20 protein-coding genes are annotated in these 23,436 nt (G+C 63.7%); 8 read left to right on the top strand and 12 right to left on the bottom strand.

The features are described from left to right. The first annotated feature begins 123 nt into the window (after positions 1 to 123). Positions 124 to 801, top strand: a complete 678-nt coding sequence (locus EN859_RS26660) for an MIP family channel protein (RefSeq protein WP_127855720.1) — start codon at positions 124 to 126, stop codon at positions 799 to 801. Positions 802 to 872: 71 nt separating this feature from the next. On the opposite strand, the gene katG is transcribed toward EN859_RS26660, so the two are convergent. Beyond that, positions 873 to 3,068, bottom strand: a complete 2,196-nt coding sequence (katG, locus tag EN859_RS26655; RefSeq protein ID WP_127855721.1) for a catalase/peroxidase HPI — start codon at positions 3,066 to 3,068, stop codon at positions 873 to 875. 130 nt (positions 3,069 to 3,198) lie between these two features. Here katG and EN859_RS26650 point away from each other — a divergent pair, with 130 nt between their 5' ends. Further along, positions 3,199 to 4,107, top strand: coding sequence for a hydrogen peroxide-inducible genes activator (locus tag EN859_RS26650; RefSeq protein WP_127855722.1), 909 nt, complete (start codon positions 3,199 to 3,201; stop codon positions 4,105 to 4,107). A gap of 91 nt (positions 4,108 to 4,198) precedes the next feature. Here EN859_RS26650 and EN859_RS26645 read toward each other — a convergent pair whose 3' ends face one another. Then, the gene (locus EN859_RS26645) at positions 4,199 to 5,131 is read right to left on the bottom strand and encodes a PQQ-dependent sugar dehydrogenase (protein ID WP_127855723.1); all 933 of its coding nucleotides are present in this window, start codon (positions 5,129 to 5,131) and stop codon (positions 4,199 to 4,201) included. 439 nt (positions 5,132 to 5,570) lie between these two features. Here EN859_RS26645 and EN859_RS26640 point away from each other — a divergent pair, with 439 nt between their 5' ends. Together EN859_RS26640 and EN859_RS26635 are read left to right on the top strand one after the other, a co-directional pair. After that, the gene (locus EN859_RS26640; RefSeq protein ID WP_127855724.1) at positions 5,571 to 6,527 is read left to right on the top strand and encodes a 2-dehydropantoate 2-reductase; all 957 of its coding nucleotides are present in this window, start codon (positions 5,571 to 5,573) and stop codon (positions 6,525 to 6,527) included. Beyond that, on the top strand, positions 6,524 to 7,261 hold the full coding sequence (locus EN859_RS26635; RefSeq protein ID WP_127855725.1) for a class I SAM-dependent methyltransferase: 738 nt from the start codon (positions 6,524 to 6,526) through the stop codon (positions 7,259 to 7,261). Before EN859_RS26640 ends, EN859_RS26635 begins: the two co-directional genes overlap by 4 nt. Before the next feature lie 227 nt (positions 7,262 to 7,488). Here EN859_RS26635 and EN859_RS26630 read toward each other — a convergent pair whose 3' ends face one another. The 4 genes from EN859_RS26630 to hisS all read right to left on the bottom strand — a co-directional run bounded on the left by EN859_RS26630 (position 7,489) and on the right by hisS (position 12,881). Beyond that, positions 7,489 to 9,246: an AMP-binding protein gene (locus EN859_RS26630; protein WP_127855726.1), complete on the bottom strand. Its 1,758-nt coding sequence runs from the start codon at positions 9,244 to 9,246 to the stop codon at positions 7,489 to 7,491. A 75-nt stretch (positions 9,247 to 9,321) separates the two neighbouring features. Then, positions 9,322 to 10,020: an ATP phosphoribosyltransferase gene (gene hisG, locus EN859_RS26625; protein WP_127855727.1), complete on the bottom strand. Its 699-nt coding sequence runs from the start codon at positions 10,018 to 10,020 to the stop codon at positions 9,322 to 9,324. Then, the gene (locus EN859_RS26620; RefSeq protein WP_127855728.1) at positions 10,017 to 11,138 is read right to left on the bottom strand and encodes an ATP phosphoribosyltransferase regulatory subunit; all 1,122 of its coding nucleotides are present in this window, start codon (positions 11,136 to 11,138) and stop codon (positions 10,017 to 10,019) included. The genes hisG and EN859_RS26620 overlap by 4 nt, the downstream gene beginning before the upstream one ends. Before the next feature lie 174 nt (positions 11,139 to 11,312). Then, entirely contained in the window at positions 11,313 to 12,881 is a 1,569-nt protein-coding gene (gene hisS / locus EN859_RS26615) for a histidine--tRNA ligase (protein ID WP_127855729.1), read from the bottom strand. A 214-nt stretch (positions 12,882 to 13,095) separates the two neighbouring features. Between hisS and EN859_RS26610 the strand changes: the two genes are divergently transcribed. Next, positions 13,096 to 13,347 (top strand): hypothetical protein, encoded by a 252-nt coding sequence (locus EN859_RS26610; RefSeq protein ID WP_127855730.1) that lies wholly within the window; start codon positions 13,096 to 13,098, stop codon positions 13,345 to 13,347. Between the two features lie 15 nt (positions 13,348 to 13,362). Here the strand turns inward: EN859_RS26610 and EN859_RS26605 are convergent, their stop codons facing one another. Further along, positions 13,363 to 13,998, bottom strand: coding sequence for a DNA-3-methyladenine glycosylase I (locus EN859_RS26605; RefSeq protein WP_127855731.1), 636 nt, complete (start codon positions 13,996 to 13,998; stop codon positions 13,363 to 13,365). Between the two features lie 214 nt (positions 13,999 to 14,212). Between EN859_RS26605 and EN859_RS26600 the strand changes: the two genes are divergently transcribed. Both EN859_RS26600 and EN859_RS26595 read left to right on the top strand, forming a co-directional pair. Further along, on the top strand, positions 14,213 to 14,962 hold the full coding sequence (locus tag EN859_RS26600) for a L,D-transpeptidase (protein WP_127855732.1): 750 nt from the start codon (positions 14,213 to 14,215) through the stop codon (positions 14,960 to 14,962). A 280-nt stretch (positions 14,963 to 15,242) separates the two neighbouring features. Next, positions 15,243 to 16,163, top strand: a complete 921-nt coding sequence (locus EN859_RS26595) for a bifunctional 5,10-methylenetetrahydrofolate dehydrogenase/5,10-methenyltetrahydrofolate cyclohydrolase (protein ID WP_127855733.1) — start codon at positions 15,243 to 15,245, stop codon at positions 16,161 to 16,163. A gap of 30 nt (positions 16,164 to 16,193) precedes the next feature. Here the strand turns inward: EN859_RS26595 and glcF are convergent, their stop codons facing one another. The 5 genes from glcF to EN859_RS26570 all read right to left on the bottom strand — a co-directional run bounded on the left by glcF (position 16,194) and on the right by EN859_RS26570 (position 22,323). Beyond that, a complete protein-coding gene (gene glcF / locus EN859_RS26590) occupies positions 16,194 to 17,522 on the bottom strand; it encodes a glycolate oxidase subunit GlcF (RefSeq protein ID WP_127855734.1) in 1,329 nt (442 codons plus the stop codon). Between the two features lie 89 nt (positions 17,523 to 17,611). Further along, positions 17,612 to 18,013 (bottom strand): DUF4870 domain-containing protein, encoded by a 402-nt coding sequence (locus EN859_RS26585; protein WP_127855735.1) that lies wholly within the window; start codon positions 18,011 to 18,013, stop codon positions 17,612 to 17,614. Beyond that, on the bottom strand, positions 18,010 to 19,275 hold the full coding sequence (locus EN859_RS26580; RefSeq protein WP_127855736.1) for an FAD-binding protein: 1,266 nt from the start codon (positions 19,273 to 19,275) through the stop codon (positions 18,010 to 18,012). Before EN859_RS26580 ends, EN859_RS26585 begins: the two co-directional genes overlap by 4 nt. 72 nt (positions 19,276 to 19,347) lie before the next feature. Further along, positions 19,348 to 20,844, bottom strand: a complete 1,497-nt coding sequence (locus EN859_RS26575) for an FAD-linked oxidase C-terminal domain-containing protein (RefSeq protein WP_127855737.1) — start codon at positions 20,842 to 20,844, stop codon at positions 19,348 to 19,350. Between the two features lie 210 nt (positions 20,845 to 21,054). Beyond that, positions 21,055 to 22,323 carry a DUF3422 family protein gene (locus tag EN859_RS26570; RefSeq protein ID WP_127855770.1) on the bottom strand — a complete coding sequence of 423 codons (1,269 nt, stop codon included), beginning with the start codon at positions 22,321 to 22,323 and terminating at the stop codon, positions 21,055 to 21,057. A gap of 265 nt (positions 22,324 to 22,588) precedes the next feature. On the opposite strand from EN859_RS26570, the gene EN859_RS26565 reads away from it, so the two are divergent. Then, entirely contained in the window at positions 22,589 to 23,419 is an 831-nt protein-coding gene (locus tag EN859_RS26565) for an FCD domain-containing protein (protein ID WP_127855738.1), read from the top strand. Positions 23,420 to 23,436 lie beyond the last annotated feature (17 nt).

Raw genomic sequence — 23,436 nt, 5'->3', positions numbered from 1 at the left:
CGTACAAGCATGCCACCTGGAGCAACGCTCTGCTTTTCAAGTTTTCCCGTTGCGAATACTCTTCATTTCATGATTCGCATCGCAGAAAAGGCGAAGCCGCGGATCGATACGAGGAGAGGGCAAATGAAGACGTATCTGGCGGAAGTTCTAGGCACATTTCTATTGGTGTTCATCGGTACGGCGTCTGTAGTCACGGGCGGCTTCGGCGGCGCGCTGCCGCTCGGCCAGGAAGGCATCGGTCTGGCGTTCGGCATCGGCCTCATTGCGGCGGCCTATGCAATCGGTCCGATCTCGGGCGCGCATCTTAATCCGGCGGTGACGCTCGGCGTGTTCCTCGCCGGCAGATTGCCTGCCAAGGATGTCGTTCCCTACTGGATCGCGCAGATCATCGGCGCCATCATTGCCTCGCTGGCATTGTGGATCATCGTCTCCGGCCAGACCGGCGGCCACACCGGCGGCTTTGGCGCCAATGGCTGGGATGTGGCTAAATGGGGCGTCAGTTCGGCCTTCCTGTGGGAGCTGATCGGAACCTTCACTTTCGTAACGGTGATCCTCGGCGTCACCAGCGCCAGCCACACGACGGCTTTTGCCGGCTTGGTCATCGGCCTGACGCTGGCCGGGCTGCACTTCGCCATGATCCCGGTGACCGGCACATCGCTCAACCCGGCCCGCTCCATCGGTCCGGCGCTGTTTTCGGGCAGTGCTGCGATCAGCCAGCTTTGGCTCTTTATGGTTGCACCGCTAATCGGCGGCGCCATTGCCGGCGTGGTTGCCAAGGCTCGCATCTTCGAGAAATACTGACAGGCTTTGGTCTGACGAAAAAGGCGCGGGCCAGGCCCGCGCCTTTTTGTTTGAACAGATCTCTTCCTGGATCAGGCAAGTTCGAAACGGTCGAGGTTCATCACCTTGTTCCACGCCGCCACGAAGTCTCTGGCAAACTTCTCCTTCGAGTCCGACGAGGCATAGACCTCGGCGAGGGCGCGCAACTGTGAGTGTGAGCCGAAGATCAGGTCGGCACGGGTGCCGGTCCACTTGACCTCCCTGGTCTTGCGATCGCGCGCTTCGTACACCTCATCAGAGCCCGCGGCCGGATCCCAGACCGTGTTCATGCTGAGTAGGTTGACGAAGAAGTCGTTGGTCAGCGTGCCCGGCCTGTCGGTGAACACGCCGTGCTTCGACTTGCCGGTGTTGGCGCCGAGCACCCTTAAGCCGCCGACAAGCACCGTCATCTCGGGCGCCGTCAGCGTCAGCAACTGCGCTCGGTCGACCAGCATTGCTTCGACCGACATCGGCTGCTTGCCGCGGACATAGTTGCGGAAGCCATCGGCGGTCGGCTCGAGCGCGGCGAAGGACTCGACGTCCGTCTGCTCTTGCGAAGCGTCCATGCGGCCCGGCGTGAACGGCACCTTCACCTCCTGGCCACCGTCCTTCGCGGCCTTCTCGACCGCGGCGACGCCGGCAAGCACGATCACGTCGGCAAGCGAGACTTTCTTGTCGCCCTTCTGCGCAGCGTTGAACTCCTGCTGGATTGCTTCGAGCTTCGAAAGCATCCTCGCCAGTTCGGCCGGCTGGTTGACGACCCAGTCCTTCTGCGGCGCAAGGCGGATGCGCCCACCGTTGGCGCCGCCACGCTTGTCGGAACCGCGAAACGTCGAGGCCGACGCCCAGGCGGTCGAAACCAGTTCGGAAACGGACAGGCCCGACGCCAGGATCTTCGCCTTCAGCGACGCAATATCCTGCTCGCTGACCAGTTCGTGGTCGACCGCCGGGATCGGATCCTGCCAGATCAGCTCTTCCTTCGGCACGAGTGGGCCGAGATAGCGCACGACGGGACCCATGTCGCGGTGGGTGAGCTTGAACCAGGCGCGGGCGAAGGCGTCCGCGAACTGATCCGGATTCTGGTGGAAACGCCGCGAGATCTTCTCGTAGGCCGGATCGAAGCGCAGCGAGAGGTCGGTGGTCAGCATCGCCGGCGCGCGACGCTTCGACGGATCATGCGCGTCCGGCACCGTGCCGGCGCCGGCGCCGCCCTTCGGGGTCCACTGATAGGCGCCTGCCGGGCTCTTCGTCAGCTCCCAGTCGTAGTTGAACAGGTTATCGAAGAAGTCGTTGCTCCACTTCGTCGGCGTCGTGGTCCAGGTGACCTCGAGGCCCGAGGTGATCGCGTCGCCCGCAATGCCGGTGGCATGCTTGCTTGACCAGCCGAGGCCCTGCGCCTCGATGGCCGCACCTTCCGGATCAGCCCCCACCAGCGAGGCATCGCCGGCGCCGTGGGTCTTACCGAAAGTGTGGCCGCCGGCGATCAGTGCCACGGTCTCCTCGTCGTTCATCGCCATGCGGCGGAAGGTCTCGCGGATGTCGCGCGCAGCGGCCAGCGGATCCGGCTTGCCGTTCGGCCCTTCCGGATTGACGTAAATCAGGCCCATCTGCACGGCGCCGAGATGGCCGTGAAGTTCGCGGTCGCCGGAGTAGCGCTCGTCGTCGAGCCACTTGGTTTCGGAACCCCAGTCCACGTCCTGCTCGGGGTCCCAGACATCGGCTCGGCCGCCGGCGAAGCCGAACGTCTTGAAGCCCATCGATTCCAGCGCGACGTTGCCGGCGAGGATCATCAGGTCGGCCCAGGAAATCTTGCGACCGTACTTCTGCTTGACCGGCCACATCAGCCGGCGCGCCTTGTCGAGATTGGCGTTGTCCGGCCAGCTGTTGAGCGGGGCGAAACGCTGCTGGCCGGCTCCGGCGCCACCGCGGCCGTCGCCGATGCGATAGGTGCCGGCACTGTGCCAGGCCATGCGGATGAACAACGGCCCGTAATGGCCGAAGTCGGCCGGCCACCAATCCTGCGAATCCGTCATCACGTGGTGCAGGTCCTTGATCACCGCATCGAGATCGAGACTCCTGAATTCCTTGGCGTAGTCGAAGCCCTCGCCCATCGGGTCCGAGAGGCTCGACTGCTGGTGAAGAACGCCGAGGTCGAGCTGGTTCGGCCACCAGTCTCGGATGGTCCTGCCGGCGGATCCATGCGCGACAGGGCATTTGCCTGCGCTGTTGTCGTCGGTTTTCGCGTCCATCTAACTCTCCAATTTTTGCCGAAGTTTCCGACGCAGCCAACGGCCGCACCATCCTGGAATGGCTCCAGACTAGGCCGCATTGCCGATAAAAACAAATTGCCTTTCCTGTTTATTCCGATAGGTTTTGCTTATGATAGGTCTCACCGTCCGGCAAATGCATTATTTCGAGGCACTGGCGCAGACGCTGCATTTCGGCCGCGCGGCGAAGCTGGCCGGCGTCAGCCAGCCGGCGCTGTCCTCGCAGATCGCGGAGATGGAGTTTCGGCTCAATTGCCGGCTGTTCGAGCGCGGCGGCAAATCGGTGCGAATGACTGACGAGGCGCTGGCCCTGCTGCCCCGCATCGAACGCATTCTTTCGGACATCCGTGAGGTCGAGACCACGGCCCGGCGCAGCCGTCCCGCCATGGAAGGCCGCTTCCGGCTCGGCATCATCCCGACCGTGGCGCCATACCTCTTGCCGCATGTGCTGCCTGAGCTGAAGCGGCATTTCCCGGCCTTGCTGCTCGAATTGCGCGAAGCGGTGACCGCGTCGCTGGTCGAGGACACCAGTTCGGGAAAGCTCGACGCTTTCATCGCGGCACTTCCGCTCGAACAATCCGGCCTGGTCACCGAGACGCTCTTCTCCGACCGATTCTTCCTTGCCGTGCCGGCCGGCGATCCCGCCTTCGCCTCGCCGCCTGTTCCGCCCGAAAGCCCGGCACTGGAAAGGCTGATGCTGCTGGAGGAAGGCCATTGCCTGCGCGAACAGGCGCTCGCCGTCTGCGGCAGCGTGCGGCCGGTCGCGATGGCAAGCTATGGCGCGACCAGCCTGACGACCCTGCTGCAGATGGTGGCGCACGGGCTCGGCGTGACGCTGATCCCGGAGATGGCGGCAGGGCCGGCCAGCGCCATGCGCGACCTGAAGATCGTGCCGTTCCAGGAGCCGATGCCGCAGCGCACGATCTGCCTCGCCTGGCGGCGCAACAAGGTTCGGCACGACGAATGCGTCGAACTGGCGAAGATCATTCGCGGATTGGATGCGGCGGTGCTGGCCGCTTGAGGTGCTTCCTTAAACCCGACTACCCCGAAGCGCTCGCCCGCCAAACCAGGCCCTTAGCCTGAAGCGATTCCCCTTGAGGAAACCTCAAGTGTCATCGCCTAAAGACGTAAATCGCGCCTCCGGCGTCGTCGGACACCAGGACGGAACCGTCCGGCGCTTCCTTGACATCGACGGGCCGGCCGACGCCTCTGAGGAAAGTCGTCGACGAGACCGGCCGGCCGCCCTGGAAGCGCACGCGCACGACCTGACGCCCGACTGGAACCGACCTGTTCCAACTGCCGTGCTCGGCGACCAGAGCGTCGCCGCCGAGGCTGAGGAAGAAATGCATTCCGAGGGTTGCGACATGCGCCTGAAAGTCGAAGACGGGCGGAATCTCCTGCGCGGGCGGCCGCGCGTCCTGGAACCCTTTAAGCCGAATTTGGCCCCCGAAGTAGGGAAAGCCATAAAAGCCGCCTGGCCGAAGCTCGTTCAGCTCGTCAGGCGGAATATCGTCGCCCATTCGGTCGGCGCCGTTGTCAGTGAAGAACATGGTGCCGCCGCGCCAGTCGAAGCCGACCGAATTGCGAACGCCCCAAGCGACGCGCTGAAGATCGGACCCGTCCTGGTTCATGCTGACGATCGTGCCTTGCAGTCCGCGCGGCTGGCAAATGTTGCAGGGCGAGCCTAACGAGACATAGAGCCGGGAATCGGGGCCGACGGCAATATAGCGAAGACTATGGGCTCCCGAATTCGGCAGCCCGCGGCGAATGTCGCGCCTGCCGCTGAGAGCGCCCCCCGGCCCGATATCGAACGCGGTGATGCTGTTCCTCGACGCTACAAACAAACGGCCTCGGGAGCATGCGACGCCATTCGGAGCGGAGAATCTGGAGGCGACCCGCCGGGCGCGGCCGCCGGACAGCGGCACGGCATAGACCGAGGAACCTTTGGTTCCGACGAACAGTATGTCGCCGCAGACCGCCATTTCGCGCGCGGCGGGAACGCGGGCGAGAAGCGCGGCCTGCGCCGCGCCAGGGGCGAGGGTCATGCCAGAGGCGGCCGCCGCGACCGAGAAATCCGATTCTAGCGGAAAGGGACCCGGCCTTAGGGGAAAAGACGTCCATCGGCGCCCTCCGAATACAAGCTGACTTTGCTGGAGGGAATTGGGGCAGCTTATTCTCGTTTCAAGCCGGAGCCCAGGCCACATTGCGAAGTGGTCTCCTGGCTTCATGGCTGGCTCGGCAACGGTCGAGGCGAAGCGCTCCAAAGCTGCTCGTCGCGCCTAGAACGTTAAAGGGCCGGCGCACATGGAATGTTGCCATTCGTCTCGTCGATGGGAACGATCAAGTAGCGCCAAAAGCGGACCTTCGTACGATCCGACTTCTTTGGCGGCAGGCCCTGTCGGGGTGGCCCGAAATTTGGTCGTGCCGTAAGGCGGCACAGATGCTATCTTAACGGTAGCTAATATTGTCGTCGAGGGGACGACCATGCTGATCGCGATGATGGGGGCAGGGGGAGTCGGCGGGTATCTCGGTGTGCGACTTGCCCAGGCCGGTGAAGACGTCACGTTTGTTGCACGTGGCGCCCACCTCGAAGCAATGCGACGGCAGGGTTTGCAGTTGGAGAGCCCGCTCGGCAATATCTCGCTACGCAAAGTAACGGCGACCGAAACACCCGCGGATATTGGCTTTGTCGATATAGTTGTATTCGCCGTCAAACTTTACGACGCCGAAAAAGCGGCTGCGGCGATTGTCCCGTTGGTTGGACCAGAGACCAGGGTTCTGACGCTTCAGAACGGCATAGACAGCGTCGATACGCTTGCTCGATTTGTGCCTCGTTCGCAAGTTGTCGGGGGCGCTACCTACGTTTCAGCTTATCTCCAAGCGCCGGGTATTGTCGTCCATCGCGGCGGCATCCCCCGGTTTACAGTCGGCGGACGCCGTGATGCGATGATGGAGGCGTTTCGAGGTGCTTGTCTTCGGGCCGTCGGCATCGATCTGCAGACGGTTGAGGACATCAATCAGGTGCTCTGGACCAAGTTCGTTACGCTGTGCGCCTTTTCGGGCGCGACCAGCCTGATGCGCGCCGGTATTGGTCCGATCTTGGCCGATCATGAATCGCGTATCTTCATAGAGCAGTTGCGGGACGAAGCAATGGCCGTTGCGTCGGCAGCAGATCACCCTATGGCAGAAGGATACGCGGAGCACACATTGTCCCTGTGGCGAACCTTCCCGCCCGAGACCCAAGCCTCGATGGCCATCGACTTCTCCCGAGGCAAGCCGACCGAACTCGCATGGCTGTCGGGGCGCCTGCGCGCGCTCGGCAATGAGCTTGGCGTGCCGACGCCGGCACATACGGCCGTATATCGCGCGCTGCATTTGTACGCGGAAGGCTCCGAATATTCACGGCAACCTCGGCTTGACGCTTTGGAGGGGAACAAATGAGAAGGGATCAAAATGTAGGTAGAGATGCGCCTTCGCTCGATGCCGACGACACCCAAGCATTGTTTAACGGACAGTTGGCAGCTTACCGGAAGATCGTCGGCGAAAACCTCATGTTTCATCGTGAGGTCTATGGCCTCCTTCGCGACGTGGTTTGCCAACAGATGCTGAAACCCTTTAAGTTTCTCGACATCGCTTGTGGGGACGCAACTGCGTCAGCGGCGGCGCTCAAAGGAACCTCTGTCGAGCACTACTACGGCATCGACCTTTCTGCACAATCGTTGGAACTCGCGAGCGAAGTACTGAAGGTTTTGGCGTGTCCTATCGAGCTACGATGTTGCGATTTCGTTGAAGCAATGTCCAAATGGACCGTGCCCGTCGATCTGGTGTGGATTGGAATGTCGCTCCATCATCTACAGCCTGAAGGGAAGGCTCGATTGATGAGAGATGTGCACGATGCACTGAACCGAAGTGGCATATTCCTGATTTGGGAGCCTACACTGCTTGAGGGAGAAAACCGAGCTGAATGGCTCGATCGATTTTCAGCGTGTCGGGTTGCGTTTGCAGCGGTGACAGATGACGAATTCGCCGCGATGGAAAGCCACATGCGCCTGGCTGATTTCCCTGAGCTGGCCGACACTTGGACGGCGATGGGCTATCAAGCTGGATTTGCCAATGCAAAGCAGTTGTTCATGATGCCAAACCGTCTCGGAAGAGTTTTCAAGTATTGGAACTAGTTCGTGGCGTTGGCAGTGGCTGCGATGATGATCGCCGGAGGAGAAAGCCGTGATCCCTCCGCGTCGCTACTCCATAAGGGTCGCCAACGGTCAAAAAGTTTGCGTCCGCGACAGTCCGGTTCGCCACAAGCAGACAGTTAAACACCCATCTGGAATGCCCGGAGTTGGCGCGAAGCTGACAATTTGCGACCTGTAGTCACACAATTACACGGTCACATGCCCGCTCCTCAAGCCGTCTTCTGCGTCACCAGCCCGAGCTCCTCCACCATGGCCTCGCGCATCAGGAACTTCTGCGGCTTGCCGGTCACCGTCATCGGCAGTTCGGCGCGGAAACGGATGTAGCGCGGGATCTTGTAATGCGCGATCTGGTCGGCGCAAAACGCCTTGATCTCCTGCTCGGTCGTGATCTGGCCCGGCTTGAGCACGATCCAGGCGCAAAGCTCCTCGCCATATTTCGGATCGGGAATGCCGAACACCTGCACTTCCTTCACCTTGGGGTGGCGATAGAGGAATTCCTCGACCTCGCGCGGATAGACGTTCTCGCCGCCGCGGATGACCATGTCCTTGACCCGGCCAACGATGTTGCAATAGCCCTCGGCGTCGATGGTGGCGAGGTCGCCGGTGTGCATCCAGCCATCGGCGTCGATCGCCTCGCGGGTCTTTTCTTCGTCGTCCCAATAGCCCTTCATCACCGAATAGCCGCGCGTGCAGAGCTCGCCCGGCGCGCCCACCGCAACAGTTGCACCATCGGCATCGATGGCCTTGACCTCGACATGGGGATGGATGCGGCCGACTGTCGAGACGCGCTTTTCCAGCGGGTCGTCGACGCTGCTCTGGAACGAGACCGGGCTGGTCTCGGTCATGCCGTAGGCAATGGTCACCTCTTCCATGTGCATCAGCGACACCACCTTCTTCATCACCTCGATCGGGCACGGCGAGCCCGCCATGATGCCGGTGCGCAGGCTGGAAAGATCGAAGGATTGGAAATCCGGATGGTCAAGCAGGCCGACAAACATGGTCGGCACGCCATAGAGGCCGGTGCAGCGCTCACCCGCCACCGCCTTCAGCGTGGCGCCGGCATCGAACCCCTCGCCCGGGAAAACCATGGTCGCGCCCTTGGTGACACAGCCTATCGTGCCCATCGACATGCCGAAACAGTGATAGAGCGGCACCGGGATGCACAGTCGGTCGTCGACGGTAAGCTTGATCGCCAAGGTTACGAAATTGCCGTTGTTGACGATGTTGTTGTGGGTCAGCGTCGCGCCCTTGGGCGCGCCGGTGGTGCCGGAGGTGAACTGGATGTTGATGGCATCGCCCGGTTTCAGCCCCTCGGAGATGCGGTCGAGGCTGTCATGCTCGTCGCGTCCGGCCATCGCCAGAACGTCGGCGAAATTGAACATGCCGGGCGAATTCTCCTCGCCCATGCGGATGACGGTCCTCAGCGCCGGCAGCTTATTCGCCTCGAGTTTGCCGGGCGTCGCTGTCGCGATCTCCGGCGCCAGCGTTTCGATCATGCCGAGATAGTCGGAACTCTTGAATTTTGCGGCTGTCACCAGCGCCTTGCAGCCGACCTTGTTCAGGGCATATTCCAGCTCGGTCAGCCGGTAGGCCGGATTGATGTTGACCAGGATCAGGCCGATGCGCGCGGTGGCGAATTGCGTCACCAGCCATTCCCAGCGATTGGGTGACCAGATGCCGACGCGGTCGCCCTTTTCCAGATCGAGCGCCAGGAACCCGGCGGCCAAAGCATCCACGGCCTCGGACAGCTCACTCCAGGTGAAGCGCTTGTCCTGTTCGACGAAGACGGCGGCATCGAGCGTGCCATATCTGGAGACCGTATCGGAAAGCAGCTCCGGGATCGTCAGGTTGAGCAGCGGCACCGAGCGCTCGCCCGAGACATGCGCCCTGCCGTCGATCGGCTCGACGAATGTCCCGCGACCGCGCAGGTTCGTGGCATTCTTCAACTCGTCGAGTTTGATCGCCATCGCCGTCTCCTCCGCAGACAGGCTGAGCCTATCAGCCCGCCGGGGCGGTGAAAATCCCGTCAAAGGTATTGAGACCTATCCCGCCACCGATGACATCCTGGTCGCGATGTCATACAGGACGGCTTCATCGGCGGCTGCACGCTGCTTCCTCGACGCGACAAGGCAGGCCTGCGAGCGCAGGATGACGCCGTCGGCCAATACCTTCAAATGGTTGGCGCGCAGCGTCGAGCCGGTGGTGGTGATGTCGACGATGACATCGGCCAATCCAGCCGCCGGCGCGCCCTCGGTGGCGCCCAGGCTCTCGACGATGCGATAGACCTGGATGCCGTGTTTTTGCGAAAAGAATTGCTGGGTCAGCCGCCAGTATTTGGTGGCGATCCGCAGCCGCCGGCCATGGCGCTGGCGGAAATCGGCGGCGACATCGTCGAGATCGGCCATCGAATCGACGTCGAGCCAGATATCGGGCACCGCCACCACGACATCGGCATTGCCGAAACCGAGGCGGGCGACAATCTCCGCGCGCGTCTCCCATTCGGCAAGATTTTCACGCAACAGATCCTCGCCAGTGATGCCGAGATCGACCGATCCCTGCCCGATCTCGCCGGCGATCTCGGACGCCGACAGAAACGCCACCTCGACGCTTTCCACACCTTGGATGCGGGCGCGGTATTTGCGCTCGTCGCTGGGCAGGCTGACGGCAAGCCCGGCCCCCGCCAGCATTTCCAGCGCCTGCTCCTTGAGCCGGCCTTTCGACGGAATAGCCAGCGTGATCATCGCTCTCTCTCCCGCAACGCTTCGACACGGTCGAGCCAGACCGAGAAGCCGACGCCCGGGATTGGCGTCCTAGCGCCGAGCAATGTCAACAAACGGTCGTAGCGGCCGCCACCGGCCAGCGGCCGGTCGCCGTTTTGCGCCGCGATCTCGAAGACGAGGCCGGTGTAATAGTCGAGCGGCCGGCCGAAGGCGGCATCGTAACGGATTTCTGCTGTCGGCAGGCCGTGGCCGGCGATCGCCTTGGCGCGGGCGGCGAAGTTTTTCAGCGCCGCACCCAGCGATAGCCCGGCACCTGTGGCGAAGGCCTCGAGCGCGCTGCTCGCACCATCCAGCGGAACGTCGATCGCCAGGAAATCCTTCAATGCCGAAAAAGCCTCGTTCGACAGCCGCACGCTGCGCAGTTCGGCTTTCTCGATCAGGCGGCGGGCGATGTCGGCCGGCGAGCGGCCGGCGGACGCCGACAGCCCCGCCTCCGCCATGCCGACAGCAATATGCGCCGAAAGAGCTTCAAGGTCGCCGTCGAGGACAAGGGTTGCGACCGGGCCGGACAACTGGCCGTTGCGCGGCGGGTTGGCGAGGTCGGCCAGTGCCGCCTCCAGCATCGCCGCAGAACCGAAGGCACGGGCCAGCCGCATGCGCCAGCCGCGTGGCAGGCCGAGTGCCGCAAGCACCGCCTCGAATATGGTCTGGTCGCCGAGCGTGATCGCCAGTACCTGGCCCGGCAGCACCAGGGAAAGCAGTGCATGCGCATCGGCCAGCGAACGGGCATCGGCCGCAGCCGTGTCGCGATCGCCGAGGTCCTCGATGCCGGCCTGGAAGAATTCGTTGCCGCCTTCGCGGCGCTGGCGAAACACCTCGCCGAGATAGGAATAGCGATGCGGCGTGCCGGCTTGGCTGGCAATGTGGTCGAGGCAGACGGGAATCGTGAATTCCGGCCGCAGGCAAAGCGTCTGCCCCGTCTCGCTTTCGGTGAGAAAAATCCGGCGGCGCAGATCCTCGCCCGCCATGTCGAGGAAAGGGTCGGCCGGCTGCAGCACCGCCACCTCGACCGCATGCGTGCCGCGCGCGGCAAAGAGCTTGGCGATATCCGCGGCGATGGCGGGATAGCGGGAGGTCACGAGGCACCACCTTGCCTTCTCCCCTTGTGGGAGAAGGTGGATTGGCGCGAAGCGCCAAGACGGATGAGGGGTGCTGGACGGAGCGGCGGCGTCGAGTTTCTTCCAACACCCCTCATCCGACCGAGCTTCGCTCGGCCACCTTCTCCCACAAGGGGAGAAGGGAAGATTGGCGCCCTACTTGCCACGTGCCCGTTCCTCAGCCTGCGCCGCCAGTATCTTCCTCACCTCGGCGACCAGATCCGCCTCCGCCACCGTCACCTGCGCCGGCCGCGCGGCGCGCCATTCGGCGTTGTCGGCGATCTCCGCCGACATGCGCGCGCCTTCGATCAGATCCTTGATCTGCACCTCGCCTCTGGCGCGCTCGTCGCCGCCCTGGATGATGGCGACCGGGCTGCCGCGGCGGTCGGCATATTTAAGCTGTGCCTTCATGCCGGCACCGCCAAGATACATCTCGGAGCGGATGCCGGCGGCGCGCAGTTCGGCTACCATTTTCTGATAGCGGCCGAGGCTTTCGGTGTCCTTGTCCATCACCAGCACAACGACCGGCGCAATTACGTCCGACGTATCGAGCTTGCCGAGGTTCTTCAGCGCGGTCATCAGCCTGGAGACGCCGATGGAAAAGCCGGTCGCCGGCACCGGCTCGCCGCGGAAGCGCGAGACGAGGCCGTCATAGCGCCCGCCGCCGCCGACCGAGCCGAAGCGCACTACCTGGCCGTCCTCGTTAGGAATCTCGGCCAGCAGCTCAGCCTCGAAGACCGGGCCGGTATAATATTCAAGGCCACGCACGATCGATGTGTCGATGATGACCCGGCCGTCGCCATAGCCGGCGCTGTCCACGATCGAAGCAATCGTGGCGAGCTCGTCGACACCTTCGCGACCGGTATCGGCGAAATAGTCGAGCGTCTTCAGCCAGCGGATCTGGGCGGCGTTCGGCGAAATGTCCTTGGCGGTTTCCAGCTTTCGCCATGAACCGGCTTCCGGGCCGGGTTCATAGTTCATGAAATAGAGCACGGTTCCGATGGCGTGCTGGTCGAGCCCGGCGCCCTTGGTGAAGTCGCCGCTTTCGTCTTTTCGTCCAGCACCAAGCAAGTGCGCAATGCCTTCTGGCCCGATCTTGTCCAGCTTGTCGATCGCGCGCAGCACCGTCAGCCGGCGCCCGGCGTTCTCATCGCCGCCAAGGCCGATCGCCTCCAGCACGCCGTCGAGCACCTTGCGATCATTGACGCGGATCACGTAGTCGCCGCGCTTGATGCCGAGTGCTTCCATCACGTCGGCCATCATCATCGCCATCTCGGCATCCGCCGCGACGCCTGCCACCCCATTGGGCGTACCGACCGTGTCGGCGTCGAACTGCATGAACTGGCGGAAGCGGCCGGGGCCGGGCTTCTCGTTGCGGAATACCCAGCCGGAGCGGTAGCTTCGATAGGGTTTCGGCAGGCGCTCAAAGTTCTCGGCGACGAAGCGCGCCATCGGCGCGGTCAGGTCGTAGCGCAGCGACAGCCACTGGTCGTCGTCGTCCTGGAACGAGAACACGCCTTCGTTCGGCCGATCCTGGTCGGGCAGGAATTTGCCCAGCGCATCGGTGTATTCGATCAGCGGCTGGTCGACCGGCTCGAATCCGTAAAGCTCATAGACGCCACGGATGGTCGCCATCATCTTCTCGACGGCGCGGATGTCGTCGGCGCCGCGGTCGACAAGTCCGCGCGGCAGCCGCGCTTTCATCTTTTCCGATTTGTCGGCCATGGGATGGATACTCAGTGTTTCGTGGCGTTCCGTGGACCGGTTAAATAACCGATTTCCACAGCGCGCGTGTCCTAACCGATGCAGCCGGGAGCGGCAAGGGTTTGCACCTTTCGTGAAACAATCCGCGCCATAAAGGAAACAACTCCATCACGCTCGCGGCATCGTGCCGACACAATCGGAGCCGATAAGCGCGCCGAAACAAGGGGTTCTGGCCATGACCACGGCACGGAAATTTGACATCATCGACAGCGCTGGCGAGCTGCCTGCCCTGCTGCGGCCGGCCGACGGCCATGGAACGAGGACGGCAAGCCAGATCGCCGGTCCGTTCGAAGTCGCCGCGGACGAGCGCAAGGGCGCCACCGTGCGCGATGCGCTGATGACCGGCCTGCTGGTGATCTATCCGGCCTTCGCCGCACTGGCAGCCATCGTCGCCGGGCTTTTCCTTACCGGCCCCAGCGGCGCTTGATAGGTAGAAGGAAACTCACTTTGGCCGTTTGAACGCCAGCCGTTCCGCCTCGACCCGCTTGCGGCAGACGCAGCCTTCGAGATGGTCGTTGACCAGCCCCATGGCCTGCATGAAGGCGTAGACGGTGGTCGGGCCGACAAAGCTCCAGCCGCGTTTTTTCAGCTCCTTTGAAATGCGGACCGAAACCGCCGTGGTCGGATTGGCGCGCAGATGGGCGAGATCAACGATTTCGGGCCGCTCGTCCGGGCCGGGCTCGAACTTCCAAAACCAGGCGGCCAGCGAGCCGGCCTCGTCGATCATTTCGCGGGCGCGCCTGGCGTTGTTGATGGTCGAGACGATCTTGCCGCGGTGGCGGATGATGCCGGCATTGCCGAGCAGGCGCTCGACATCCATGTCGGTGAAGGCGGCGACCTTGTCGACATCGAAGCCGGCGAAAGCCTCGCGGAAATTCTCGCGCTTGCGCAAAATGGTCAGCCAGGACAGGCCAGACTGAAAGCCTTCGAGGCAGATCTTCTCGAACAGCCGGCGGTCGTCGGCGATCGGCCGGCCCCATTCGTTATCGTGGTAATGCAGATAATCCGGCAAATTGCCGTGCCAGAAGCAGCGAGCGATACCATCGGGTCCGGCGAGCAGGCCTGTGTTTTCATCCATGGCAGACTTCCATTCGTTAACGCGCCTCAGCGCCGCTTTTTACTCCGGCTTTACCAGATTCCTGAACCCGGCGGTAACCACACCGAAAGGTTTACTGACAAGAGCGCATTTTACGCATTCCGATTCATGGTTCGGTTGCCGCTTCGCGCCAATGTTCGCGGAACCAGGGGGCGCTTTCCGCCCCCTGAGAGTTCGACGATCAAGGTGCGTTCCGATGAAGACAGTGTTGCTTTCCCTGCTCGGCGCCGCGGCCGTTCTTGCCGCCGGCGCCAGCTCCTCCAATGCCGGCGACCGCTATGCCGACAGGCCGCCGGTGATGGTAAGCCCCGACCTTTCAGCGCCCTGGGTGCTGCAGCTCGGCCGGGCTCCGGGTATCGTGCGGCAGAGCCGGCAAGCGGTGCAGCAGCCGCAGCAGCCGCAGCGGCGCTACCAGCAAGCTCAACCCGATCGGATTCGCACCGCGACCGTGCAGGCGCCGGCCAAGCGCGTGGTGATGCGCGCGCAGATCGACCCAATCTACCTGCCGCAGGAAGTCGCCTTTGACGGCCCGCAGAAGCCGGGCACGATCGTCATCGATACGACGCAGAACTTCCTCTATCTGGTCGAGAAGAACGGCAAGGCGCGGCGCTACGGCGTCGGCACCGGCAAGCCGGGCTTCGAATGGTCGGGCACGCACAAGATCAGCAACAAGCGCGTGTGGCCGGACTGGCGCCCGCCGGCGCCGATGATCGCCCGCGAGGCCGCCAAAGGCCGTTATCTGCCGACTTATCTGGCCGGCGGCATGGAAAACCCGCTCGGCGCGCGGGCGCTCTATCTCGGCTCGACGGAATACCGCATCCATGGCACCAACCAGCCGTGGACGATCGGCGGCGCGGTGTCGTCGGGCTGCATCCGCATGCGCAACGAGGACGTGGTCGATCTCTACGAGCGGGTCAATATCGGTACAACCGTGGTGGTGATATAGTTGCGGCAGCGAATCATCTGGTCTAGAGAGCGCGCGGCTTTCGGGATCATCGAGGGATAACGGGGGACGGGCCGTGTGGGGATGCGGCCAGTCACGAAAGGGCAGCGCGGTTTGCCGCACTGCCCTTTTTGTTTCTGCCGACATCCGGTTGGCGCGCGCATATCGCCGCAGGTTCGCCGGTACGTCGCGCAACAGGCATAGCGGTTCGCTTTTCGTGCTGCCCTTTCCCAAGCATTTTTGCTATGTCGGCGGCAACACTCGCAGACAGAAGGTTCATTTCATGTCCCTGTCCGATGACAGCCGCTATCTCAGAGGCGGCCCGGTTGCCCAGCGCATCATTGCCTCGGTGCGCGAGGATGCAGCGATCGCCACCGCCGAAGGTTTTCCGCCCAAACTGGTGTCGATCACTGTCGGCGACACTGCGGCGGTCGACGTCTATGTGCGCAACCAGCGCGCCAAGGCCGAGCTGGCCGGCATCGGTTTCGAGGAACGGCGGTTCCCCGCCGACATCACCGCCGGCGAGCTGGAGGCGGCGATCCATGGCCTGAATGCCGATCCGCGCGTCACCGGCATCATCATCCAGCGGCCGGTCCCGGTGCATATCCCGATCAGGACGCTGCAGGCGGCGGTGCATCCGCTCAAGGATGTCGAGGGCATGCATCCGGCCTCGATCGGCAACATCGTCTACAATCAGCTCGACCTGGCGCCTTGCACGGCGGCCGCTTCGGTCGAACTGCTCAAGGAAACCGGCCTCGATCTCAAAGGGCTGGAGGTCGTGGTCGTCGGCCATTCCGAGATCGTCGGCAAGCCGATCGCCTTCCTGCTGATGAGCGAGGGCGCGACGGTGACAGTTTGCCATCACATGACACGCTCGGTGGCAGCGCACGCACGCCGCGCCGACGCGTTATTCGTCGCCGTCGGCAAGCCGCGTCTGATCAAGGCCGACATGGTCAAGCCGGGCGCGGCCGTCATCGACATCGGCATCAATTCGGAAACCGGGCCTGACGGAGAAAGCCGTATCGTCGGCGACGTCGACGCCGAAAGCGTCAAGGAGGTCGCCTCCTGGATCACGCCTGTGCCGGGCGGCGTTGGCCCGATTACCGTGGCGATCCTTTTGCGCAACACGATGGTGGCGCTCAGCCGGCAGCGCGCACGTTATCAGGCGACCTACGGGACGGCGGACAGGCTGGCCGCTGAGTGAAAGGCGGCCGCGCTCGGGAGCGTCTGCGCGTCACTCGGCTGCCACGACCGCCCGGTCTTCGCGGATGCCTTCCGGCTTTGGCCCGCCATAGGCCCAGTCGAGCAGTTTTACCGTGTGCACCACCGGCATCTTCGCCGCCGAGGCGATCTGGGTGATGCAGCCGATATTGCCGGTGGCGACGATTTCCGCACCCGTCGCCTCGATATTCCTGACCTTGCGGTCGCGCAGCTTTGCCGAAATCCCGGATTGCAGGATGTTGTAGGTGCCGGCCGAGCCGCAGCACAGATGGCCTTCGCGCGGCTCGCGCACCACGAAGCCAGCCTTGGCCAGAAGCTCCTTCGGCTGACGAGTGATCTTCTGGCCGTGCTGCATCGAACAGGCTGAGTGATAGGCAACGATCGTACCCGGCTTGTGCACTGGCTCGGGCAAATCGATGCTTGCCAGATATTCGGTGATGTCCCTGGCCAGCGCCGACACGCGCGCCGCTTTTTCCGCATAGGCGGGATCGAGGCGCAGCATGAAGCCGTAATCCTTGATGGTGGTGCCGCAGCCCGAGGCGGTGATGACTATGGCGTCCAAGTCGCCCTGTTCGATGGCCCGCGTCCAGGCATCGACATTCTGCCTGGCCGAGGCGAGTGCCGCTTCCTCCCGCCCCATATGATGCACCAGCGCGCCGCAGCAGCCCTCGCCCTGGGGCACCACGACCTCGACGCCCAGCCGCGTTAGCAGCGAGATCGTCGTGTCGTTGATGGCCGGATCGAGCACCGATTGCGCGCAGCCGGTGAGGATGGCGACGCGGCCTCTTCTTGTGCCCTGCCCGGCATGAATGCCCGGCGAAGCCATCGGCGAGGCCTTGGGGATCGATGCCGGTGCGAGCTTGAGCATCGCGCCGAGCGGCTTCAATGCCGGGATTTTTTCGAACTGGCCGGCGAATGGCTGCGCGAGCTTCGCCAGCCTGAGCGCGGCACGAAAGCGCGCGGGGTGAGGCAGCACGAATGCCAGCATGGCGCGCGTTAGGCGATCGAGCAGCGGGCGTCTATAGGTTTCCTCGATATGGGCGCGGGCATGGTCGACCAGATGCATGTAGTTGACGCCCGAAGGGCAGGTGGTCATGCAGGCGAGGCAGGACAGGCAGCGGTCGATGTGAGTAACGATCTCCTTGTCGGCCGGGCGCCCATTCTCCAGCATGTCCTTGATCAGGTAGATCCGCCCGCGCGGCGAATCCAGCTCGTTGCCGAGCGTTACATAGGTCGGGCAGGTGGCGGTGCAGAAGCCGCAATGCACGCATTTGCGCAGAATCTTTTCCGATTCCGCCACATGCGGATCAGCAAGCTGGGCAAGCGAAAAATTGGTCTGCACGCAAAGAGTCCCTACTGTTTGAGCATGATCTTTTCCGAAAACCGGTTCCCACTTTTTGCTGCGCTGACCTTTCGGTTGGGGATCATGCTCTAAAGTCCGAGTAGCCAGCTTTCCGGGTTTTTGACCGGCTCGCCGCGCTGCAGCGCCTGCAGGCCGAGAATGCAGCGGGCGATGAACCAGACGGCGACGGCAAACATCAGCACGATGCCGACCAACGCCAGCATCAGCACCACCGAGATCAGCGCGTAGAGCAGGCCGATCCAGAAGGTGCGGATCAGGAAGGTATAGTGGCTCTCGACGAAGCCACCGGCCTTGCCGCGGTTGATATAGGCCAGAACGATGCCGACAATACCGGTGACGCCGACGACGAGGCTGGCGAGATAGAGGATGTAGATGACCAGTGCGTTGGTCGCGCCCGGCTCCAGCCAGCGGTCGGTCTGGCGCGTCGCGGGCCTGTCTGAATCGGTCGGACCTGGATTGACATTGCTCATCTGGCTGCTCCCTCATTTTCCGGGCTGAGAGTAGCAGAGCCTGCAGCCGGCGTCATACGGCCGGGATTGAGGATATTCTTCGGGTCGAATTCGGCTTTGAGCCTCGCCGACAGCGCTGCCAGTTGCGGCGCCTGCGGCTCGAACACCGGCACCGAGGCGCGATGCGAAGGGGCGGCGCGCACCAGTGTCGCGTGGCCGCCGTATTGTCTCACCAACCCGCGCAGCAAACCGGCCTCGGGATCGTCCTGCTGCATGCGCAGCCATATCAATCCGCCCTGCCAATCATAGAAGGCGTCGACCGCCGCCTGCATGCGCAGCGCCAGCACCATCTGGTGGCCTTGCGCTGGTGCCATCGAGACGCGCCATACCGGCTTCTCGCTGCCGTCGGCGAACGGCGCGCAATCGCGGACATCGCGCCAGACGGTATGCGAGGCCTCGCCCGAAATCTCCTCCAGAGGGCCGGCATTCCCGAGCAGGTCTTTCAGCGTGGCGATGCGGTAGGCGACCGAAGGGCCAAAACCCTCGACACGCAGCAGCGTCGCGGCATCGCTGCCGAGGCTGCCGCCGCTGACTCGCGCGGCGATCCGTTCGGGGAGATGGGCAGCGCTCGATACTTCCGCGCTGGAGGCGAGCGCCAGCGCCATGGCGGCAGCGGCACGATCATCGAGCAGACCACGGATAGCGAGCGTGACTTCGGTCTCGGCCGATGGCAGCACCTTGAAGGTGACATCGGTGAAGACGGCAAGCGTGCCCCAACTGTTGGCCATCAGCTTGGACAGGTCGTAACCGGTGACGTTCTTGACCACGCGGCCGCCGGACTTGAAGGCCTCGCCACGGCCGGAAACCGCAGATATGCCGAGGATATGGTCGCGGGCCGCACCTGCCTTCAGCCGGCGCGGGCCGGAAAGGTTCGTGGCAAGCACACCGCCGATGGTGCCGGCTTTGCCCCCTCGACCTGGCTCGCCACCGAGCAGCGGGCCGTAGTCCAACGGCTCGAAGGCAAGCTGCTGGCCGTTTTCGGCGAGCAGGCTTTCGATCTCAGCCAGCGGCGTGCCGGCCTTGGCCGACAGCACCAGTTCGGCCGGCTCGTAGAGCGTGACGCCGGTAAGCTTCGACAGGTCGAGCGTGTGCTCGGTCTGCAGCGGACGGCCGATGCCGCGCTTGGAGCCATGACCAAGGATTTCGAGCGGCGATTCTTCTGCAGCCGCCCATTGGACAGTGAAGAGGACTTCGGCTGCGGTGGATGGGGTGAATGTGGTCATGGCTGCAGGACCACGTCGAAGAAGGATAGGGCGCGAAGGAACGCCGACCTGGAGAGGCGAGACACCGTCACCTCAAAACCTCGGAATGTCAGGAAACGCCGTCTGCCCGCGATGCACATGCATGCGTCCGAGTTCGGCGCAGCGGCGCAGCTGCGGAAACACTTTTCCAGGGTTGAGCAGATGGTTGGGATCGAAAGCGCATTTGACCCGCATCTGCTGGTCGAGGTCGATCTGGTTGAACATTTCCGGCATCAGGTCGCGCTTCTCCACCCCCACCCCGTGCTCGCCGGTCAGCACGCCGCCGACCTGGACGCAGAGCCGCAGTATGTCGGCGCCGAAGCTTTCCGCCTTGTCGAGTTCGCCGCGCACATTGGCGTCGTAAAGGATCAGCGGATGCAGGTTGCCGTCGCCAGCGTGAAAGACATTGGCGACGGCAAGCCCGTATTTCTCCGACAGCTCGCGCATGCCGGCGAGCACGCGCGGCAGTTCCTTGCGTGGGATAGTGCCGTCCATGCAGTAGTAGTCGGGCGAGATGCGGCCGACCGCCGGGAAGGCCGCCTTTCGGCCAGCCCAGAAGCTCAACCGCTCCTGCTCCGACTGCGAAATGCGGCAGGTGGTCGAGCCGTTCCTGTAGGCGATAGCTTCGACAAGACCGATCAGGTGATCGACCTCGACGCTTGGTCCGTCGAGCTCGACGATCAGCAGCGCCTCGACATCGAGCGGATAGCCGGCATGGACGAAATCCTCGGCGGCGTGGATCGCCGGACGATCCATCATCTCCATGCCGCCGGGAATGATGCCGGCGCCGATGATGTCGGCGACACATTGGCCGGCCTGCTCGCTGGTCGGAAATCCGATCAGCAGCGCGCGCGCCGTCTCCGGCTTCTTCAGGATTCGCACGGTGACCTCGGTTACGACGCCGAGCAGGCCTTCGGAACCGGTCATGACCCCGAGCAGGTCGTATCCTTCGCAGTCGAGGTGGCTGCCGCCCAGCCGTACCACCTCGCCGTTCATCAGCACCATCTCGATGCCGAGCACATTGTTGGCGGTGAGGCCATATTTCAGGCAATGCACGCCGCCGGAATTTTCGGCGACGTTGCCGCCGATCGAGCAGGCGATCTGGGAGGATGGATCGGGGGCGTAGTAGAAGCCCTCCTGCTCGACGGCGGTGGTGATGCCGAGATTAGTGACGCCCGGCTGGGCGACCACGGCGCGGTTGGGAAAGTCGATCTCGAGGATGCGGTTGAAGCGGCTCATGACCAGCAGCACGGCGTCCTCGAGGGGCAACGCGCCGCCGGAGAGCGAGGTGCCGGAGCCGCGCGGCACGACGCGGATGTTGCGGTCATTGCAATATTTCAGCACGCGGGAGACCTGCGCCACCGTTTCGGGCAGCACCACGACCAGCGGCAATTGCCGATAGGCGGTGAGGCCGTCGCTCTCGAAGGCGCGCATGGCGTTTGCCGCGTCGACGACGCCCTCGCCCGGCACGATGATGCGCATATCGGCGACGATCTCGTCACGCCGGCGCATCGTGGCGTCGTCTGATTTCGGCATGGCAAGGCCGGACATCAACAGCCTCCTTCGATCGACCGGTAAAAATCTTTTACCAGCGACGGTCGCCTGTGGCAAATGCTGCCTTGGCGAAAAACCGACAGCCGACACCGGGGCAGCCTTCCTCAGCGGCAATCTGCCGCTGCGAATTCACCGTACCCCTGTGGGGAGGGTCGCGAACGAAGTGGGCGGGGACCCCGTCTCACGAGGTGGGAGGGTAAACCCGCCCTACTCGCCTGGATGCTTCGCCGGTTCTGAGTGCATCCGGCGCACACGACGCACACCCCACCAGACCAGCAGGATGGCAAGCGGCACCGAGGCGGCGGTGACGACTTCCGGCGCAAAGGCATGGCCGAAAATCGAGACGCCCTTGGCGACGTAGCCGATGAGGCCGACGACATAGTAGGAGACGGCGGCGACGGAGAGACCTTCCACCGTCTGCTGCAGGCGCAATTGCAGACGGGCGCGGTTGTTCATCGAAGCCAGCAGATCGCGGTTCTGCTTCTCGACATCGACGTCGACCCAGGTGCGCAGCAGCGTGGTGGCGCGGGTGAGCTTCGTCGACAGATTGGCCTGACGCTCCTCCACCGAACGGCAGGTGCGCATGGCAGGAGCGACGCGCCGCTGCAGGAACCCGCCCCAAGTGTCATATCCGGGCACCGCCTCCTCCTCCAATGCCTCCAGCCGCTCGCGGACGATGCCGTCATAGGCGCGGCTGGCGCCGAAGCGATAGAGGCTGGAGGCAGCGTCGGCTTCCAGCTCGGCGGCAAGCTCGGTCAGGTCGGCAAGCAAGGTCTGGCTGTCGCGGGTCTCGGCGACCTTCATCTCCAGCGTGGTATGCGCCAGCCTATCTTCGATGCGGCGGGCGCGGCCGGACAGCGTCAGCGCCAGCGGCAGGCCAAGCATGGCCAGCGTGCGGTAGGTTTCGATATCGATCAGCCGTTGCGCCAGCGCGCCGGTGCGCGCCGGCGTCAGGCCGCGGTCGAGCATCAACATGCGGGTCATGCCGTCGCCGTCCTGGCGGAAATCGGTGACGATGGCAGCGTTGCCGCGCTCGACCAGCGAATAGCACAGGCTGGTCGGGTCGAAGCTGGCGATCAGCTTTTCACTCGCCTGCGTCCATTTGCGGATCTCGAGCCTGATGCCGGAAATCACTGTTCCTGGCGGCGAAAACCCATGGCCGAAAGGCAAATCTTCCTGACGCTGGCCGTTCTCGGCGAGCGGCCCTTCCCATAGATAGGTCGAGAATTCCGTATGCCGTTCCCAGCGCAGCGAGCCCTTGCCCCATTTCATGGCGTGATGGCGGGCGTGACGGTCGGGCGCGGCGATGCCGAGGCGCCGCGACAGTTCGGAAAGCATGGCCTGATCAACGCCGGAGCCGCCTTCGGTCATGAAGGAAAGCTGCACCAGCACGCGCGGCTTCTCGACCAGCGGATGCGGACGGGCGTGAACCTCGCCGAGCGCGCCGGGCCGCCCTTCATGCGCCGGAAAACCCATGACGCTGCCCTTGGCGCGCGGCTTGAATTCGAGACTGGACGGGTCGTCGTCTGGCACGGCTGGTTCCCCGGGCTTCTTTGAACCCTTTGGCAATCGCGTCCCTCTAGAGCCAATCGCCTGGGGACGCAAACAACAAGTTAGCCGCAAGCGCCATGCCGCAACGGCGTGGGAATCGACCCGATAGGGCAAATTGGATAAATAATTTGACCAGTTACCGATGCAGGCTTTATCTTGCGCGGCACCGGTTCATTTCCCAGGCGCCCCGTTGAGCGACATTTTCTCCAGGATCGAACATTCCCGCACCGCCGACGAGGTGGTGCAGCAGATCGAGAGCCTGATCCTCGAAGGCGTCCTGCGCACCGGCGACCGGCTGCCCGGCGAGCGCGAGCTGGCGCGTCAGTTCGAGGTGTCGCGGCCGATCCTGCGCGACGCGCTGAAGGCGCTGGAAGGGCGCGGGCTTTTGACGACACGGCCCGGCGGCGGCACCCATGTCGCCGACGTCATCGGCCAGTTGTTCACCAAGCCGGTGACCGACCTGATCTCCATGCATCGCAAGGCCGCAACCGACTATCTGGAATACCGCCGCGAGATAGAGGCCGTGGCGGCCGAGTACGCGGCGCGGCGCGCCACCGAAGACGATCTGGCGCTGCTCGACCGCATCATGGCGCGCATGGACGAGGCGCACCGGACCGGCAATTTCGACAACGAGGCGGAGATCGACGTCGAGTTCCATCACGCGATCTGCGAATGCGCGCATAACATCATCCTGCTGCACACGCTGCGCTCCTGCTACCGGCTGCTGTCGGAAGGCGTGTTCCAGAACCGGCTGCTGGTGTTCAGCGTGCCGGGCGCTCGCGAGGCGCTGCTTTCCCAGCACCGGGCTATTTACGCGGCGGTGAAGGCCGGCGATCCGGCCGCGGCGCGACAAGCGGCGATGGACCACATCACTTATGTCGAGCGGTCAATGGCCGAGGCCGAGCGCAGCGGCGACTGGCAGCGCGTGTCGCGGCTGAGACGCAAGCAGCGCTCGGAATTCGGCGACAGCGAACCGGCAAGGAAACGTTCGGGAACAACCGGGCGGCAGACGACGAACTAGCGAAGCACCAGCGGGGA

The sequence above is a fragment of the Mesorhizobium sp. M00.F.Ca.ET.216.01.1.1 genome, from assembly GCF_004010325.2.
GTDB lineage: Bacteria > Pseudomonadota > Alphaproteobacteria > Rhizobiales > Rhizobiaceae > Mesorhizobium.
This window is presented reverse-complemented; position numbering and strand designations above follow the sequence as displayed.